General features: G+C 61.8%; 16 protein-coding genes. 7 read left to right on the top strand and 9 right to left on the bottom strand.

Features of this window, described 5'->3' with window-relative positions:
* Positions 1–21: 21 nt before the first annotated feature.
* Both moaA and PS14A_RS14870 read right to left on the bottom strand, forming a co-directional pair.
* Complete coding sequence (gene moaA, locus PS14A_RS14875; RefSeq protein WP_016775169.1) at positions 22–1,020, bottom strand: GTP 3',8-cyclase MoaA; 999 nt, start codon at positions 1,018–1,020, stop codon at positions 22–24.
* 119 nt (positions 1,021–1,139) lie between these two features.
* A complete protein-coding gene (locus tag PS14A_RS14870) occupies positions 1,140–1,991 on the bottom strand; it encodes a CAP domain-containing protein (protein ID WP_212616602.1) in 852 nt (283 codons plus the stop codon).
* Between the two features lie 197 nt (positions 1,992–2,188).
* On the opposite strand from PS14A_RS14870, the gene PS14A_RS14865 reads away from it, so the two are divergent.
* Positions 2,189–2,809, top strand: a complete 621-nt coding sequence (locus tag PS14A_RS14865; protein ID WP_137214868.1) for a cell wall hydrolase — start codon at positions 2,189–2,191, stop codon at positions 2,807–2,809.
* On the opposite strand, the gene PS14A_RS14860 is transcribed toward PS14A_RS14865, so the two are convergent.
* Positions 2,806–3,519, bottom strand: a complete 714-nt coding sequence (locus PS14A_RS14860) for a murein L,D-transpeptidase catalytic domain family protein (protein ID WP_016775166.1) — start codon at positions 3,517–3,519, stop codon at positions 2,806–2,808. The two genes, PS14A_RS14865 and PS14A_RS14860, sit on opposite strands and share 4 nt — an antisense overlap.
* Positions 3,520–3,671: 152 nt before the next feature.
* On the opposite strand from PS14A_RS14860, the gene PS14A_RS14855 reads away from it, so the two are divergent.
* Positions 3,672–5,288 carry a L,D-transpeptidase family protein gene (locus PS14A_RS14855; protein ID WP_212616601.1) on the top strand — a complete coding sequence of 539 codons (1,617 nt, stop codon included), beginning with the start codon at positions 3,672–3,674 and terminating at the stop codon, positions 5,286–5,288.
* Positions 5,289–5,374: 86 nt separating this feature from the next.
* Here the strand turns inward: PS14A_RS14855 and PS14A_RS14850 are convergent, their stop codons facing one another.
* From PS14A_RS14850 to PS14A_RS14825, 6 genes are all read right to left on the bottom strand, one after another.
* A complete protein-coding gene (locus PS14A_RS14850; protein WP_212616600.1) occupies positions 5,375–6,217 on the bottom strand; it encodes an NAD-dependent protein deacetylase in 843 nt (280 codons plus the stop codon).
* Between the two features lie 54 nt (positions 6,218–6,271).
* On the bottom strand, positions 6,272–7,318 hold the full coding sequence (locus PS14A_RS14845) for a class I SAM-dependent methyltransferase (RefSeq protein ID WP_137214871.1): 1,047 nt from the start codon (positions 7,316–7,318) through the stop codon (positions 6,272–6,274).
* 149 nt (positions 7,319–7,467) lie between these two features.
* On the bottom strand, positions 7,468–8,538 hold the full coding sequence (locus PS14A_RS14840; RefSeq protein ID WP_249121310.1) for an NAD(P)/FAD-dependent oxidoreductase: 1,071 nt from the start codon (positions 8,536–8,538) through the stop codon (positions 7,468–7,470).
* The gene (locus PS14A_RS14835) at positions 8,501–10,684 is read right to left on the bottom strand and encodes a hypothetical protein (RefSeq protein WP_212616598.1); all 2,184 of its coding nucleotides are present in this window, start codon (positions 10,682–10,684) and stop codon (positions 8,501–8,503) included. Before PS14A_RS14835 ends, PS14A_RS14840 begins: the two co-directional genes overlap by 38 nt.
* A 218-nt stretch (positions 10,685–10,902) precedes the next feature.
* On the bottom strand, positions 10,903–12,213 hold the full coding sequence (locus tag PS14A_RS14830) for a HAMP domain-containing sensor histidine kinase (RefSeq protein ID WP_130911046.1): 1,311 nt from the start codon (positions 12,211–12,213) through the stop codon (positions 10,903–10,905).
* Complete coding sequence (locus PS14A_RS14825; RefSeq protein WP_039762337.1) at positions 12,210–12,950, bottom strand: response regulator; 741 nt, start codon at positions 12,948–12,950, stop codon at positions 12,210–12,212. Before PS14A_RS14825 ends, PS14A_RS14830 begins: the two co-directional genes overlap by 4 nt.
* 297 nt (positions 12,951–13,247) lie before the next feature.
* On the opposite strand from PS14A_RS14825, the gene PS14A_RS14820 reads away from it, so the two are divergent.
* From PS14A_RS14820 to PS14A_RS14800, 5 genes are all read left to right on the top strand, one after another.
* Complete coding sequence (locus PS14A_RS14820; protein WP_016775158.1) at positions 13,248–13,511, top strand: DUF2790 domain-containing protein; 264 nt, start codon at positions 13,248–13,250, stop codon at positions 13,509–13,511.
* A gap of 33 nt (positions 13,512–13,544) precedes the next feature.
* Positions 13,545–13,925 (top strand): hypothetical protein, encoded by a 381-nt coding sequence (locus tag PS14A_RS14815; RefSeq protein WP_110600975.1) that lies wholly within the window; start codon positions 13,545–13,547, stop codon positions 13,923–13,925.
* An 88-nt stretch (positions 13,926–14,013) separates the two neighbouring features.
* Positions 14,014–15,225, top strand: coding sequence for a cytochrome c biogenesis protein DipZ (locus PS14A_RS14810; protein WP_212616597.1), 1,212 nt, complete (start codon positions 14,014–14,016; stop codon positions 15,223–15,225).
* A gap of 273 nt (positions 15,226–15,498) precedes the next feature.
* Positions 15,499–15,771: a DUF4242 domain-containing protein gene (locus PS14A_RS14805; RefSeq protein ID WP_137214877.1), complete on the top strand. Its 273-nt coding sequence runs from the start codon at positions 15,499–15,501 to the stop codon at positions 15,769–15,771.
* Positions 15,772–15,804: 33 nt separating this feature from the next.
* Positions 15,805–16,617, top strand: a complete 813-nt coding sequence (locus tag PS14A_RS14800; RefSeq protein WP_212616596.1) for a class I SAM-dependent methyltransferase — start codon at positions 15,805–15,807, stop codon at positions 16,615–16,617.
* Positions 16,618–16,688: the final 71 nt, after the last annotated feature.

Here is a 16,688-nt window from a genome sequence, read left to right as displayed (position 1 = left end):
CGGTCCCGGTTGCGCGGCGAATCAGCCGCCGGTCATGTTCATGAAACGCACCACTTGCACGTCGTCGTTGACTTCGAAGTTGTGTCGATACGGCTTGAGTTTCATCGCCTCGATGATCGCGTTCTCCAACCGTTCCGGGTGGCCCGGATGTGCGCGCAGTACCGCTTTGAGATCCATCGAATGCTCGTTGCCCAGGCATAGCAGCAAGCGACCTTCGACAGTAAGGCGCACGCGGTTGCAGGTGCCGCAGAAGTTGTGGCTGTGCGGTGAAATGAAGCCCAGGCGAATGTTCGGTGCTTCGGCCACGCGCCAGTAACGCGACGGCCCCTGCGTCGATTCGGTCGAGTCGATCAGGGTAAAACGTTCGGCGATGCGTTCGCGTACTTGCGCGCTGGAGTAGAAGGATTCGGCGCGGCTGTGTTCGGCGATCGCGCCCAGCGGCATCTCTTCGATGAAGGAAATATCCAGATCACGCTCGATGGCGAAACTGACCAGATCGTTGATCTCGTGATCGTTGCGGCCCTGCATCACCACGCAATTGAGCTTGGTACGGGTGAAACCGGCGGCACGCGCGGCATCGATGCCGTCGATGACCTGCGCCAGATCGCCAGTGCGGGTCAGCTCTTTGAAGCGCTGCGGATCGAGACTGTCGAGGCTGATGTTCAGGCGCTTGACCCCAGCGTCGAACAGCGGCTGGGCCAGTCGGCCCAATTGTGAGCCGTTGGTGGTCAGGCATAGTTCGCGCAGGCCGGGCAGGGCGGCGATCTGTTCGCAAAGTTGCACGACACCAGGCCGGATCAGCGGCTCGCCACCCGTGAGGCGGATCTTGCGCGTGCCGAGGGCAACGAAGCTTTGCGCTACCTGGAACAGCTCTTCGAGGGTGAGGATCTGCTGGCGCGGCAGGAACTGCATGTCCTCGGCCATGCAATAGACGCAGCGAAAATCGCAGCGGTCGGTGACCGACAGGCGCAGATAATCCACGCGGCGGTTGTGACCATCGATCAATTCACGCTGTGTCATGGGCTCGCCTCGTGGATGTGGAGCGCCGTCAGCGGGCGCAGATCGCGCAGGGTAGGCTGCGTTCGCCATGCCGTCCAATCACTCTGGCTGACCGAGTGATTGACGGCGTCGATGATGCCTTACGGTGCGCCAAACATTGCCGTCCAGTAAATGCCGGCGTTGCTTTTCGGATCGGTCGCATAGGCGGCGCCCAGTTCCTGATATTGCGGATTCATCAGATTGGCGCAATGCCCGGGGCTGGCGAGCCAGCCGTCGACCACCTTGCCGACGGTGTCTTGCCCGGCGGCGATGTTCTCGCCGACCAGTTGCCCACCGTAGCCGGACAGCTCGGCGCGGTCGCCTGGCGTGCGGCCGTCGCGGTCCTTGTGGTCGAGGTAGTTATTGTTGGCCATGTCGCGGCTGTGATCCTGAGCGACAGCGCCCAGCGTGGCATTCCACGCCAGCGGTGCTGCCGCCGCGAAGGATTGGCCACCGCACTGGCGCGCCTGGCTGCGCGCGGTATTGAGTTGCGCCAGCAGCTTTTGCCCTTCGCTTTGTGCATCGCCGAGTTTCGCCGTCAGCAACGGCCGCGCGAGAACGATGCGCCAGTCGCGGTCGACACGGTTGACGCCGATATCGACAAACTGCGGGTCGAGCACCACCTGGCAGAAGCTTTCCTTGATCGCCTGCATCGCCGCCGCTGCATCGCGCGGGCCGTTGAGGGTGATCGCCTGCACGTTGACCATCGGGTAGTGGGCGCTGGTCATGGCCTGCTGCAGATCGACCGAGCCGCTGGCAGGCAGGCGCAGACGTGGATCGGCCGACAGCGGTGGCAACTCGTTCGATGCCTGCGTGCCGCAACGCTGCGGCTGGCTGCGATAGCTGTTGATCGACTCGATCAATTGCAGTTCATCGGCAGCCAGCGCCGAGGTGGCGAACACCACGCCCAGCGACAGTGCGGCACAACGCAAAACGGACGGCATGAAGCGCATGGAAATCTCCCTTGAGCTGAATGCGCCCATGATGCGCGAAAGGCCCCCGGTGAGTGAATGTGTTTTTCTTTGCGGCGGATTTTTTCTGCGCTGGTGTGCCCGCGCATTTGCTCGCTACACTCTGCGAAGACCCCGCAAACCGGGCGTCTCACCGACGTAACATCTTGCCCCGGGCGGGCGCTGACGGAAGAACCGACATGGGATCGAAAGGCTTGGCGGGCGGTTTGTTGTGGATCTTTTTGACCGGCGCGGCATGGGCCGGGGCGCAGGCGCCGATCGAGGCCAAGGCCGAACAGAAAGCCGAGGTGCTGGAGGAGAAGGCGGCGGATAAAGTCAGTGCTGCGCCGGCGCCGAAATCCGAAGCCATCACCCCCACCGAAGCGCAGGCGGTAGACCCGGCCGGCGCCGCGCCGCTCGACGATCCGCTGACCTGTCTGGCGCGCAGCATCTATTGGGAAGCCAAGGGCAAGGACACCCCGGAAATGGAAGCCGTCGCCAGTGTGGTGATGAATCGCCTCGGCCACGACGGCTTTCCCGACACGGTGTGCGCGGTGGTCAAGCAAGGATCGGAAACCGGCAATTGCCAGTTTTCCTGGTGGTGCGATGGCAAGCCCGATCAGGTCAAGGAAGACGCCGAATACGCGCTGGCCAAGGAAATCGCCGGCAAGGCGTTGAACCGTCAGCTCAAGGACCGCACGCGCGGTGCCCTGTATTTTCACGATCGCGGCGTGCACCCGAGCTGGGCCAAGGCCTATCGCAACACCGCGCAGACCGGCAGGTTCCTGTTCTACAAACCCGCCGGCGGCGACGCGCGCTAACTGGCGTGGGTGTTGAGAATGCTCGCCACCTGTTGCGGCTGGCAGTTCAGATACGGTGACTTTTGCAGCCAGCGCTGATCCGGATACCAGGAAAACATGAACTGGCCGTTTTTCAGGCGATCGATCACCTGTTTGGCGATCTGCGGCCGTACGGCGGGGCAACCCTGACTGCGGCCGATACGCCCCTGACGCTTGCTCCACAGCGGGTTCACATAACTTGCGGCATGAATCACGATCGCGCGATCACGGGCCAGATCATTGAAACCGGGTTCCAGACCATCCATGCGCAGCGAATAGCCGTGAGTACCTTCGTAGCTTTCCTGAGTGCGGAACAGACCGAGGCTGGACTGATAACTGCCTTCGCGATTGGAAAACTGCGTGGCGAAGTTTTCCCCGGAGTTCGAACCGTGGGCAACCAGATCACGCAGCACCAGTTTCTTTTTGCTCAGATCGAAGATCCACAGGCGGCGTTCGGTGGACGGTTGCGAATAATCGATGATCGCCAGATGCCGCGAGGGTTTCGCGCCGTTGTTGACCGCGCATTGCATGGCGTTCAATGCACCTTTGAGCGCCTGGGGATTGAGTTCCGGCGCGGCGTGGGCGAGGCTGTTGTAGAGAACCGGCGATGGCTTGCCGGCGGCAAATACTGGGCTGGTCACGGCGACAAGGGTCGCGGTGCTCAACAGAAGTCGGCGCAAAAACGTCAACATTTTATAAAGTGTCCTCAACTTGCTACATAAACGGCACTTTGGCTCCTGACTCCCAGTCAATACCCGCAGGCTCGCGGTTCGAGCCTGACTGTTCAGCGCACCTGATGTAAGGTTGACCGTCATCTGGACGGCCATGGATTGGAGTAAAGCAGTTGTTCAAAAAGTACGCATGCTACTTGAGCATTTGTTTGCTCGCTGCGCCGTTTGTCGCTTGCGCCGATGAGCCGCTGCCCCCGCTCGAAACCCTGCCGACGCCTGAAACGCAATTGCCGGTCGAGCCGCGCAGCCCGTTGCAGGCGGTTTTGATCAGCCTGGCGCAGTCGTGCCCGGCCATTGCTCCGCGTCTCAATGGCCCGGCGTTGAGCCAATTGCAGGCGTTTTATGAACAGCAGGACTGGATGCCGGTGTGGGCGAGTGAGTCGGCACGCTTGCCGGCATTGCGCGCGCAATTGCAGCTGTTGGCCGATGATGGGTTGAATCCGAATCGCTATGCGGTCGCGACGACACCGCCGCAGGATGGCGAGCTGTGCGCCGACATCGACATCAGCCGCAACTATTTGCAGGCCTTGCAGGATCTGCATTACGGCCGTCTGTTGCAATCGCATTTCGAACCGCTGTGGCGTGTCGACGGCCCGCCGACCGACCGTCAGGCGCAATTGCTCAGCATTGCTGTGCCGGGCATGAACGATATTGCTACGGCGTTCGACCTGGCGCGTCCGCATCTGCCGCAATATCAAAGCCTGCGTCAGCTGTATGCCGCGCAACGCTTGCAAGCCTTGCCGCAATGGCAGCCGGTGGGCAACGGCCCGCTGCTGCGTCCGGCGATGGAAGACCCGCGCGTGCCGGAACTGGCCCGTCGTCTGTATAGCGAAGGCTATCTGCCACACGCACTGGTGCCGCCGGACAACGCCTACGATGACGTGTTGGTGGAAGCGGTGAAGCACTTTCAGGCCAGCCATTCGTTGCAGGCTGACGGCGTGGTCGGGCCGGGCACCATTGCCGAGCTGAACATCAGCCCGCTGACCCGCCGCGATCAGTTGCGGGTCAATCTCGAACGTTTCCGCTGGATGGCCCAGGACATGGAGCCCAGCGGGCTGGTGGTCAACGTGGCCGCCGCTGAGCTGACGCTGTATCAGGGCGGCCAACCGGTGTGGCAGACCCGCACCCAAGTTGGCCGCGCCGAACGCCAGACGCCGCTGCTCAAATCCCGCGTCACCCGGCTGACGCTGAATCCGACCTGGACCGTACCGCCGACCATCTGGAAAGAAGACAAGCTGCCGGAAATCCGCAAGGACCAGACTTTCCTCAGCCGCCAGAACCTGCAAGTGCTCGATGCCAACGGCCAGCCTTTGGCAGCGGCGGACATCGACTGGGACAACCCCGGCAACATCCTCCTGCGTCAGGACGCCGGCCCGCGCAATCCGCTGGGGCAAATGGTCATCCGTTTCCCCAACCCGTTCTCGGTGTACCTGCACGACACGCCAAGCAAGGCGCTGTTCGACAAAGGCCCACGGGCGTTCAGTTCCGGTTGTGTGCGCGTTGAGCACCCGCTGCAACTGCGCGATCTGCTGCTGTCCCCGGCGGAAAAAGCTCGCACCGAGACTTTGCTGGCAACCGGCACCACCCATGAATTTCGCCTGTCGGCGCCGGTGCCGATCCTGATGACCTACTGGACGGCGCAAGTCGACAGCAGCGGCCATGTGCGTTATGCGCCGGACATCTACAGCCACGACAGCGCATTGCTGGCGGGGCTGGATCGGGCGCACTAAGCCAGAACACTTCGGTCAGTTCCCTCTCCCTCGGGAGAGGGCCAGGGTGAGGGGCAAATCTCAAGTCGAGCGCAATACTCGAAAACTCACCGCCCCAGCTCCTCCACCAACCAAGGCAAAAGCTCCTCACACGACCCTTCAATCTTCAAATCGAGCAGATCATCCGCCCGGGTCTTGCCCAGATTGATCGCCATCAACGGCTTGCCACGCTCGGCAATCACCCGACACAAGCGAAACGCCGAATACGCCATCAACGACGATCCCACCACCAGCAAACCCGCCGCATTCTCGGCAGCGGCCAGCGCCCGCGCTGCCGTCGGCTGCGCCACGTTCTCGCCGAAAAACACCACATCCGGTTTCATCCGCTCACCCGCGCAATGCGGGCACTGCGGTACCTGAAAGCGCGCTTCAAATGCCGGGTCGAGCAAGGTATCGCCATCCGGCGCCTGCACCGCATCAACACCACTCAGGTAGGGATTCTGTGCCTCCATCTGCTGCTGGATCGCATCGCGCTCGCTGCGTTGCCCGCAATCCAGGCACAGCACTCGGTGCAGGCTGCCATGCAGTTCGATCACATCGTGGCTGCCGGCCTGATCGTGCAAGGTGTCGACGTTCTGCGTGATCAAAGCGTTGATCCGGCCACGCCGCTGCAACGTTGCCAGCGCCTCATGAGCGGCGTTCGGCCGGGCCTGACGCACGCGCGGCCAGCCGAGCATGGCCCGCGCCCAGTAGCGCCGGCGCGATTCCGGGGCGGCGAGAAATTCCTGGTACATCATCGGCTGCCGCCCGCGACGCACGCCGTCACTGTCGCGATAGTCCGGAATGCCCGATGGCGTGCTGATGCCGGCGCCGGTCAATATCAGGAATTTATCGTCGGCCATGGCCTGCAACAGCGTATCGAGATGTTCGCGGATCGGACTATCGAGCATGCTCAGCACTCCAGAATGGGCAGTGCTGGCAGGTTAGCACGCGATCCGCACGGGTTACTTGCGCGCCTCCAGAATCAGGTTGAACGGCGTCTGCGTGGCGCGGCGGAACTGCTTGAACCCGGCCTCGACAAAGACTTTGCGCAGGCGCATTTCACCGGCCTGCGCACCGAGCCCGAGGCCGACTTCCTGGGACAGCGAATTGGGCGTGCAGATAAACGTCGACGCGGCGTAGAACAGGCGCCCGACGGCGTTGAGATTGTCGTCCAGTTTGTCGTTGGCGAACGGTTCCACCAGCAACACCGTGCCATCGTCTTTCAGCGACTCATAAGCGTGGCGGGCGGCGCCGACCGGGTCGCCCATGTCGTGCAGGCAGTCGAAAAAGCAGATCAGGTCGTAGTCGCCGCCGGGATAGTTTTTCGCCGTGCCCTCGAAAAATCTGGCGCGATTGCCCACGCCACCTTCTTCGGCGCGTTGCGTGGCGACGGTGACTGACGGCGCATGGAAGTCGAAGCCGACAAACTGCGATTTGGGAAACGCCTGGGCCATGATCACCGTCGAGGCGCCGTGGCCGCAGCCGATGTCGGCAACTTTGGCGCCGCGTTCCAGCTTCGCCACCACGCCGTCCAGGGCCGGAAGCCATTCGGCAATCAGGTGACCTTTGTAGCCGGGGCGGAAGAAGCGTTCGGTGCCGCTGAACATGCACGGGTGGTGATCGCCCCACGACAAGGCGCCATTGCCGCGCATGGCCTTGACCAGTTTGTCCTTGTCATGGAAAAACGACGCCACCACGCCGAGACCGCCAGCGACGTACACCGGCGAATCTTCCACGGCCAGCGCCAGTGCCTGCTCTTCGGGCAAACGAAACTGACCGTCAGAGTGTTCCATGTAGCCGGATGCGGCATGGGCGCTGAGCCATTCGCGTACCAGGCGCGGATTGCAGGTGGTTTTTGCTGCGAGGGCTTCGGGGCTGATCGGTTGGCTGTCGGCCATTGCCCGGTACAGGCCGAGTTCTTCGCCGACAATGACATTGGCCAGCATCGCCGCGCCACCCATGTCGTTGACCAGTTTGCCCATGAATTCGTTGAGCTTCGCCTCATTCATCACGTGTGCTCCTGAAACAGGATCACCGTCCGGCGGCGTTGAATGTCGAGGCAGGCGCCACCGGGCGGTGGTCACGGATTGGGGCAGGGCACAGCAGACGTCCTGCGGCCCCCTCGACTGGGTAATGAATGAGTCTAGTCTTCTTTTGCTCAATCAGTGCCCAGCCATCGGGGCGGGAACGGGTGCTGACGATAAAAACTGCGCAGCTGTGTCAGGTCGTGCTCATACCAACAGCGCAGCCATTGTTGATACTGCGCTTGCGCGGCAGTTCGCAGTAATGGTCGGTACAGGCTGTCATGGATAGCTTGGGCGGCCTGCATGCCGCTCATCAACGCCTTGAGCACACCGTGCGACGAAGCCGGATCGAGTCGGCATGCAGCATCACCTACGAGAAGGTAGCCGTCACCGGCAACGGTCGCGCTGATGCGCCAGCTTACCTCGGCTCCGCGTATCGTCCCCGATTGCGGTAATGCCTGGAGGTCTTCGGGCAGCATTTGTCTGGACTGCCTGACGGTCTGTAGTGCGTCGGTTTCAAACGCAAGGTGTGTCCAATGGGTCAATTGCGGCCCAATCCGGGCGACCCATGTCCAGCCATCCGTCGTGGCCAGCAGGTGCGGATTGCTCGCGTAGCGGGCCGGCTGACCGTGCAAATATCCACAGCGGGCCACTAACACAGGAGAATCGATTTGCTCTGTCAGGTGCAATTGGCGTCCAAGCCAGCCGGCTGCACCACTGGCATCGATCACGTACGAGGTGTAAAGGCAACCGACGTCGGCTTCTACGCCGATTACCTGTTGCCCGACCGTGAGAGCGCTGTGCGCCCGACACGGCTGGTATATCTCTACACCCGCTGAAGCGGCTTGCTGTAATAACGCGGCGTCCAGTAGCACGCGGCTGATCTGGAAGCCGCGCCACGGGCCAGTTACGTCCGCGCCGAAAGCGTTGAAGCGCCGCGGACCGTTCCAGTGCACCCATTGACCCTCAAAGCGCAGGGTTGACGAGACACAGAGCAGATCGGCGACGCCCAGTTGTCGCAACAACGGTTCGATACCCGGGTGCAGGCTTTCGCCGGGACGGAAGCGGGGAAACGCCTGACGCTCGAGCAAAGCCACGCGCAGTCCACGGCGGGCACAGCTGATGGCGCTCGCACAGCCCGCAGGTCCTGCGCCGATCACTACGACATCAAAGTGTTTCAACCGCGACCTGCCAGGGGCCTGCATCCTGTTTCATCAGGATGAGATCAGTGCTGACAAACAGCAGGACCTGACGCTCGACCTCGACGTGACGCAACTTGAAATCATCATCGGCAATGCTGACGGCTCCGCGCTTGTACATCGAAAAACGCTGCACCCACCCCTCAAGGGCAACGCCGGCTTGCTGCTGTGCGTTGTCGAGTTCGTTGTCTGGTCGCTGCACCTCCAGAAACGACAGCAGTGGCCAGGCATTGCGCCGGGCATTGTCCCTGTCAGCACCAAGCGCGCGGTAAACCCTGTACATCGAGACGACGCGTCTTTCATACGCCGTTTGCGAGGTGTGGCCGGTCAGGCGCAGAGAAAACCGGCCTTGCAGGGCGACCTGTGTGTAATCGGCGTGGACGTAGGCGTGGTACTGGGCAAACAGGCGATTGTCTTCAACGATCAGTTGCGGGCCGCGCTGGTCGTCCCAGGCAATGGCGCCGCCCTGGCCGATTTCCTTGTCGGTCAACGGAATGATGGTGTGCAGGCTTGAGCGTGGTTCGAAGACTCGCGCCGAGTCCGGTGCCACCCCCGGCCAAAAGGAGCCCAGCGCCGCGCATATTTTTGCGTCCTCGGGAAACGGGCTTGCCATCTGATAGCCGGCCAACACGTTGATCCATTGCGCATCCGGGGTTTTCTGCCGAACCCATCCTACCTCCCAGCCCGGGCCGAAAACTCCGGCAGCGCCGTCAGGCAGCGAGGAGGGTCGTGGACTTGGTACGGGCGGGATTTGTGACAGATCGCGCGGGCGCGGTTCAGCCGAGGCGACAATCGCCGTCACCCCTCGGTCCGTATGCGAGAACAATTGATCCTCGAGATTCAGGTTGGCGCAGTACCGCACGTTCGAAAGTGCTTCGAGGCGGGCGTGCCAGACGTCGGAGTCAGGCAAAAGCGGCTCTTCGCGGACCCAGTGCAACAGTTTGCGCTGGCTGCACAATGGGTAAAAATCCGGAGGACCGATAATCGAATAAGCGGCCACCGTCGGCAGAAGGTCGTTGAGTGCCGGGCAATCTGGCCGGACCCAGCCGTCGGCGGTTGCGTCCTGATAATGCAGAGCTTCATAACCACCTTGTCGAACCAGTGCTTCGACATCTGCACGGTCGTTCAGGTTTTCGATGCTGCCATCTGCGTTGACCTTGTGCCGACCATGCACCATGCCAGCGGTGTTGGCTGGCATTAGAAAAGTCAGCGGTCGGCCGTCGATCTGGGCGGGTTCGACCAGTCGCGCTTTCGACTGTGGGACCAACAGACCCGCGCCCAATTCATCGGCTGGCGCCCAGTCGGCCAGATTTTCGGTCACGACAAAGGGTGCCTGGCTGATTTGCGGTTCCTCCCAGCCAGTGCCGCTGTGACGTAAATGGATATGCCGCAACTTCTCGTTGATCTGATGGTTTTCCAGCGTTACCGACAATTCCATGCCCGCCAGACACTGGTCCCCATCGAACAGTTTGTGCAGCGGCACCCAGAAGTCCAGCTCTGGATCGACTTCAGCCTGAAAGTCCATGGGGCCGAAGCGCTGCGCATCGCCGCGCAACTGCATGGCAATGTAGGCGCTGTAGCGCACCGGCATGACCCGAATGCTATGCACGTCGTCGTCGACAAATGGCAAAAAGCATCGCTGTCTGGCGTCATATCGGGCGGGCGCGGTGCCGACGCGGGCAATGCCGGTGCGCGAAAAGCACAGGTCGGCGTGTCGGCCGTGCACGGTGTCGGCGGCGCAGCGATATTCACTGGCAAAAGCGACCACCGCCAAAGGTGCGCCTGCGGCGGTCAGCCGCAGTTGATCGAGAGTGGGCGGGGCGATGCTGTAGACATAGTTCAGCACGGTTTCGATTTCGCCCGGCGTCGGAAACAGCAGCAGATCTGTTCCGGTTTCATCGACGGTCACTCGCGGTGACGCCAGTGCGTGATAAAGCAGACTGCGCGAGGGCACCGCTGCTTCGATTGCGCGCGTTCCGTCAGGGGCGAAATCTTCGAATCCGCTCAGGTTGCGGTCAATCTTCATCGGCCGCACAAGTTCGGCTGCCAGTGGCTCCGCAAGCAGATCAAGGCCATGGGCCAACATCAGCGAATGCCAGCCGCCGGGGGCCAACCGGCGACACACGTGTGTGACGGATTCGAGCAGAGTCATGGCTGATCCTCGTTACGGTTCGCGAGCCGTCATCAGACAGCACAAGGCTGATGCCCCGCTACTGTCAGGTCTGACAGTAGCGGGGCGTCTGGACATGCATAACCATAGGGGCCTTTGCCTGGGCGTAACAGTCGGGAGATTCCGACGAGGTTGTAGGCAGATGCCTGCTGTTTGGATGGCAACAGCAGGGGGCAGGAGGGAAATTTAAACGGTGGCTATCAGCCGGGCAGCGGCAACTTCAGCTCAGCGCACAACCCGCCACCTTCACGATTGCTCAACAGCAGCGAGCCACCGAGCGCCATCGCCAGTTGCTGGGCGATCGCCAGCCCGAGCCCGGTGCCGCCGGTGTCACGATTGCGCGAGTTTTCCACGCGGTAGAACGGTTCCAGTACCTGCGCCAGTTCGGCCTCGGCGATGCCCGGGCCGCGATCGAGGACTTTCACCGACAGGCTGTTGCCCTGCGCTTCGACCTGCAATTGCGCGGCGCCGGCGAATTTCAGGGCGTTGTCGGTCAGGTTCACCAGCACCCGGCGCAGGGCCTGCGGACGGGTTTCGATTACCGCTTTGCTTTTGCCGCCGAGCTGCACGTCCTTGCCCATGTCCTGATAGTCGAAGACCAGGCTGTCGAGGAACGAGTCGAGATCAGTACGCCGGCTTTCTTCGGTGGCGCCGTGAACGCTGCGGGCGTAGGCCACGCCTTCGCGCACCAGATGCTCGATCTCGCCCAGATCGCTGCTCAGTTTGTCTTTCTCGACGGAGTCGTCCATGAACTCTGCGCGCAATTTCATCCGGGTGATCGGCGTTTGCAGGTCGTGGGAAATCGCCGCGAGCAGTTGCATGCGTTCTTTCAGGTAGGCGGCGATGCGCGTCTGCATGGCGTTGAACGCCCGTGCCGCGTGGACAACTTCGGTCGGCCCTTGCTCGTCGAGCTTGATCGGGTGAGCGTTGGGGTCGAGGGTTTCCACCGCGTTGGCGAGGCGGGTGAGGGGACGGATGGCAATGCGCACGGCGAGCCAGGTGCAGAGGATCAGCAACGCCAGTTGGCCCAACAGCACCACCGGCAACCACGGTGACAACGGCACCATCGCCGGACGGATATCGATGGTCACCGGGCTGCCGTCGCTCAGGCGCAGGTGGCCCTGGAAATGTTGTCTCGGACCGCCGGGAACTTCGGTAAACACGATTGGATAAGTGTCACCGATGGCCGCAGTGATCGAAGCGATCGCGACGGACTTTTCAGCCGAGGTCACCGGCATGCCCGGTTCGCCCTCGTTGAGCAGGTAGCCGTAATTGCGCCGGGCCAGACGCGGCAGCCAAGCCTCGCGTTCGGCGGCGGGCAGGCGATCGAGGATCGCCATCGACGTCGAGACGTCGGTTTCGAGGTTGCCGAGCATGGTGCTTTTCGCGCTCTGGTAACGCTCGTAATACTGCGCGCCGAACGACAGGCCCTGCGCCAGAATCAGCCCGATCAGGAATATCAGCGACAGGCGCGAGGCGAGGGTACGCGGCCATTGCAGCTTGAGTTTCATGCCGACGCCCCAAGCAGTTCGACCGGCAGCGAAAACACATAACCTTCACTGCGCACAGTCTTGATGTAGGCCGGTTCGCGGGCATCGTCGAGCAGACGTTGACGCAAGCGGCTCACCAGCAAATCAATGGAGCGATCGAACAGATCGGCCTCGCGGCCCTGGGTCAGGTTGAGCAGTTGATCGCGGCTGAGCACCCGTTGCGGATGGTCGAGGAACACCCGCAGCAGGCGGTATTCGGCGCCGCTGAGGGCAACCATGGTGCCGTCGCTGTCGAGCAGGTGGCGGGCCGAGGTGTCCAGTTGCCAACGACCGAACGCCAGCAGGCGTCCGGCTTCGGTGACCACCAGATTCGGCGGCAGCATGCGCGTGCGGCGCAATACGGCGTTGATCCGCGCCAGCAGTTCGCGGGCGGCGAACGGTTTGGTCAGGTAATCGTCGGCGCCCATTTCCAGGCCGATGATGCGGTCGGTCTCATCGTTGCGCGCGGTGAGCATCAGCACCGGCGTCGCCTTGTGTTTGCCCACGCGCAATTCGCGGCACAGCTGCAGGCCATCGTCGCCGGGCATCATGATGTCGAGCACGATCAGGTCGACGGTGTTGGCATCAAGGAAGCTGCGCATCTGCCGGCCATCGGCGACCACTGTCGTGCGCAGGCCGTTCTTCTTCAGGTAGTTGCCTACCAGTTCACGGATCTCGCGATCGTCGTCGACGATGAGAATGTGATCGACATGTTCCATCGGTTCAAGCCTCTGTCAAAAGGGGAATGCCGTGCAGTCTATAGCGCCGTGGAACGCACGCCTGCCTGCCTTTGTATTGCAGTGTATCTGCCCCGACGGCGGATACACGCCGACGCAAAATCACGATTTTTTCGGGGTTTTGTATCGCTCTGTATCTACACACTGCAGGGATACACAACGAGTGATTCTCGTCCTTTCCTGACACAGACGCGATACCTCGAAGGCCTCAAATAGGCTCCATCGAGGCACACACAGACCGCCTCGGCTCAAACCCACTGAAGCCTTGAGGACTACACCATGAACAACAAATCCGTATTCGCCGCCTGCCTGTTCGCCGCGCTGAACATCTGCACCCTGTCGGCCCACGCCGAAGCTGACGTCAGCCGGCAAACCTACACCTACGGCACCCATCTGGATATCCAGAAAGTGCTGTCGATGACCGAAGACACCTCGGTGACCTGCGGCATCACCGAGGCGCGCATGACCTACCTCGATTCCGCCGGCAAAACCCGCGAGCTGGATTACAGCAAATTCGCTGACGGCTGCAACAACCAGAACTGAGTCATCCCTACTTTTTCTGCAAGGAGTTTTGCCATGAACAACGTCTCGCGCTTTCTGACCGCAGCAGCCTTCGCCTTCACCGGTGCCGCCGCCCACGCCAACAGTGCTGTGGAGCAGAGCAGTTGCGCCAGCAGCACCTGCTTCCAGCTGACCACCGTGGCGAAGGAGGGCAGCGATGCCTTGATCGCCGCTGACGGCTCCAGCCGCACGCCGCAGGGGCAGATGGTCGCCGCTGATGGTTCCAGCCGCACGCCGCAGGGGCAGATGGTTGCCGCTGACGGATCGAGCCGCACGCCGCAAGGCCAGATGGTCGCCGCTGATGGTTCCAGCCGTACACCGCAAGGCCAACTGGTCGCGGAAAACGGTGCCAGTCGTACGCCTCAAGGGCAGTTGCTCGACGGCCAGACTGCATGAGCCACGGCGTAAATAAAGCGAGCTAGCGAGGGGGCGTTTCCCTCGCTGCCCGGTTGTGTGCCCAGCCCCCATTCCAAGGTGACCCCTTATGTACCTCATCGCATTTCTCGGCGGTCTGCTGACCGTTCTCAGTCCGTGCATCCTGCCGGTGGTGCCGTTTCTGTTCGCTGGCGCCAACCGTACCCGTTCCTCGATCTTCCTGACTCTCGCCGGCATGGCGCTGACCTTTGCGCTGATCTCCAGCCTCGCGGTGGTCAGCAGCGAGTGGGTGATTCAGGCCAGCAACACCGGCCGCCACGTTGCCTTGCTGGTCATGGCGCTGTTCGCCCTGTCGCTGATCTCGGCCCGCGTCGGTGACTGGCTGACCAGGCCGTTTGTCGCGCTCGGCAATCGTCTCGATCAGGACACGCGTAAACGTGCAGGACCGATGGGCTCGATCATGCTCGGTGTCGCCACCGGCCTGTTGTGGGCGCCGTGTGCCGGGCCGATCCTTGGGGTGATTCTGACCGGCGCGATGTTGCAAGGCGCCAATGCGCAGACCAGCCTGTTGCTGCTGGCTTACGGCGTCGGCAGTGCCTTGTCGCTGGGCACGTTGATCTTCGCCGGACGCGGTCTGGTCAATCGGCTGAAACCGTCGATCCCGTTCAGCGGCTGGTTGCGTCGCGGTGCCGGGGTTGCGGTACTTGCTACGGTCGCGGTGATCTCGACGGGCGCCGACAAAACCCTGCTCGCCAATACCTCTTCCGAGGGCGTGGCCAGCGTCGAGAAAAACGTTCTGGAAAACGTGCCGAAAGTGGTCGACTACTTCGTCAGCAAGGTCCGCGCCGATTCAATGATGGACGAGGCCCGGGGCGCGATGCCTTCGCTGTCGGGCGCTGTGCAGTGGCTCAATTCACCGCAGCTCAGTGCCGAATCCCTGCGCGGCAAAGTGGTCCTGGTGGACTTCTGGACCTACGACTGCATCAACTGCCAGCACACCCTGCCGTACGTCAAAGACTGGGCGCAGAAATACGAGAAGGACGGCCTGGTCGTGATCGGCGTGCACACCCCCGAGTACGGCTACGAGCGCATCATCGACAACGTCAAGGATCAGGTGAAAAAACTCGGTATCACCTACCCGGTAGCGATCGACAACGACTACGCGATCTGGCGCAACTTCAGCAATCAATACTGGCCGGCGCATTACCTGATCGACGCCAAGGGCCAGGTGCGTTACAGCCACTTCGGCGAAGGTCGTTATGCAGAGCAGGAGCAGATGATCAAGCAGTTGCTGGAGGAGGCCAAGGCACCGGCCGCCTGATCAACACAACAATGGCTCATGGGTCGCCGATCTTGAGCCATTGGGCTTTTTCCCTGATTTCTTCCCACGACATGCATCCCATGCTCGCTTCGCGACGTACCGTGTTTCATGAGCTTGACAGATCTTCACCGCTCATCGGCAAAGTGCCGTATTTATAGGGCTGACGGACGATTGGCAAGGACGGCGGCCGGTGCTGGCGCGATAGTGAGCGGGCGAGGTCGTTATCAATCTCGCAACGTCGCCAACACTTATAAAAAGAACAGTGAGGTTGCCATGCCCAAATTCGTGATTGAACGCGAGATTCCAGGCGCAGGGAAGCTGTCAGAGGACGAACTCAAAGCCGTTTCGCAGACTTCCTGTCAGGCACTAAGGGATCTGGGGCCGCAAGTGCAGTGGCTGCAGAGCTATGTGACTGCCGACAAAATCTATTGTGTGTATATCGCTCCCGATGAAGAACAGGTGCGCGAGCACGCCAGGCTCGGCGGTTTCCCGGCCAACAGCGTAGCGCGAGTGGTGCGGGTGATCGATCCGACCACTGCTGAATGACCTGCGTATGAATCTGCCACGGAGCTCGCTGTGATGAGTACCCCGATTGATCTCACTGCCCTGAAGGAACGTCAGAAAGTCGCTTGGGCCAGTGGCGACTACGCCGTGATCGGCACCACTTTGCAAATCGTTGGAGAAAGCCTCGCCGAGGCCTGCGATCTGCGCTGCGATGAAGAAGTGCTGGATGTCGCCGCCGGTAACGGCAACGCGACCCTGGCAGCGGCGCGGCGCGGTTGTGTGGTGACCTCGACCGATTACGTGGCGGCACTGCTGGAGCGTGGTCAGGATCGCGCCCGGGCCGAACATCTGGAGGTGATTTTTCAGGTGGCCGATGCCGAGGCGCTACCGTTTCCCGATGAAAGTTACGACGCCGTGCTGTCCACGTTTGGGGTGATGTTCGCGCCTGATCAGGTCACCGCCGCTGCTGAACTGGGGCGGGTCTGTCGTCGCGGCGGGCGGATCGGAATGGCCAACTGGACGCCGGAGGGCTTCGTCGGGCAGATGTTCAAGATTCTCGGCCAGCACCTGCCGCCGCCAGCGGTTGCTCAGCCACCGTCGAACTGGGGCTCGGATGCGTGGCTGCACAAGCAGTTCGATGATCGCGATTTTCTTGTTCGGGTATCCCGCAACCACTTCAATTTCCGCTACCGCTCGGCGGCGCATTTCATTGACATCTTTCGCCACTGGTACGGGCCGGTGCACAAGGCATTTGCGGTGTTGTCGGCGGAGGCCGGGCAGGCGCTGGAGGATGATCTGACCGAGTTGCTCAATCGCTCGAATCGCGCGGGGGAGGCGTCGCTGGTGGTGCCGAGTGAATATCTGGAGGTGGTGATTACCAAGCGCTAGTCCACATCGGATCTCCTGATTGATGAATATCTCTGTGGGAGCGAGCCTGCTCGCGAAAGCGGTGTGCCAGT

The sequence above is a fragment of the Pseudomonas sp. 14A genome, from assembly GCF_018132745.1.
Classification (GTDB): Bacteria; Pseudomonadota; Gammaproteobacteria; order Pseudomonadales; family Pseudomonadaceae; genus Aquipseudomonas; species Aquipseudomonas mercuritolerans.
This window is presented reverse-complemented; position numbering and strand designations above follow the sequence as displayed.

Excerpts from the sequence above, each read along its gene's own strand:
- PS14A_RS14800 (WP_212616596.1), top strand. The coding sequence starts at position 15,805 with ATGAGTACCCCGATTGATCTCACTGCCCTGAAGGAACGTCAGAAAGTC.
- PS14A_RS14835 (WP_212616598.1), bottom strand. The coding sequence starts at position 10,684 with ATGACTCTGCTCGAATCCGTCACACACGTGTGTCGCCGGTTGGCCCCC.
- PS14A_RS14870 (WP_212616602.1), bottom strand. The coding sequence starts at position 1,991 with ATGCGCTTCATGCCGTCCGTTTTGCGTTGTGCCGCACTGTCGCTGGGC.
- PS14A_RS14865 (WP_137214868.1), top strand. The coding sequence starts at position 2,189 with ATGGGATCGAAAGGCTTGGCGGGCGGTTTGTTGTGGATCTTTTTGACC.
- PS14A_RS14860 (WP_016775166.1), bottom strand. The coding sequence starts at position 3,519 with ATGTTGACGTTTTTGCGCCGACTTCTGTTGAGCACCGCGACCCTTGTC.
- PS14A_RS14815 (WP_110600975.1), top strand. The coding sequence starts at position 13,545 with ATGAACAACGTCTCGCGCTTTCTGACCGCAGCAGCCTTCGCCTTCACC.
- PS14A_RS14820 (WP_016775158.1), top strand. The coding sequence starts at position 13,248 with ATGAACAACAAATCCGTATTCGCCGCCTGCCTGTTCGCCGCGCTGAAC.
- PS14A_RS14845 (WP_137214871.1), bottom strand. The coding sequence starts at position 7,318 with ATGAATGAGGCGAAGCTCAACGAATTCATGGGCAAACTGGTCAACGAC.
- moaA (WP_016775169.1), bottom strand. The coding sequence starts at position 1,020 with ATGACACAGCGTGAATTGATCGATGGTCACAACCGCCGCGTGGATTAT.
- PS14A_RS14850 (WP_212616600.1), bottom strand. The coding sequence starts at position 6,217 with ATGCTCGATAGTCCGATCCGCGAACATCTCGATACGCTGTTGCAGGCC.
- PS14A_RS14830 (WP_130911046.1), bottom strand. The coding sequence starts at position 12,213 with ATGAAACTCAAGCTGCAATGGCCGCGTACCCTCGCCTCGCGCCTGTCG.
- PS14A_RS14805 (WP_137214877.1), top strand. The coding sequence starts at position 15,499 with ATGCCCAAATTCGTGATTGAACGCGAGATTCCAGGCGCAGGGAAGCTG.
- PS14A_RS14825 (WP_039762337.1), bottom strand. The coding sequence starts at position 12,950 with ATGGAACATGTCGATCACATTCTCATCGTCGACGACGATCGCGAGATC.
- PS14A_RS14840 (WP_249121310.1), bottom strand. The coding sequence starts at position 8,538 with ATGCAGGCCCCTGGCAGGTCGCGGTTGAAACACTTTGATGTCGTAGTG.
- PS14A_RS14810 (WP_212616597.1), top strand. The coding sequence starts at position 14,014 with ATGTACCTCATCGCATTTCTCGGCGGTCTGCTGACCGTTCTCAGTCCG.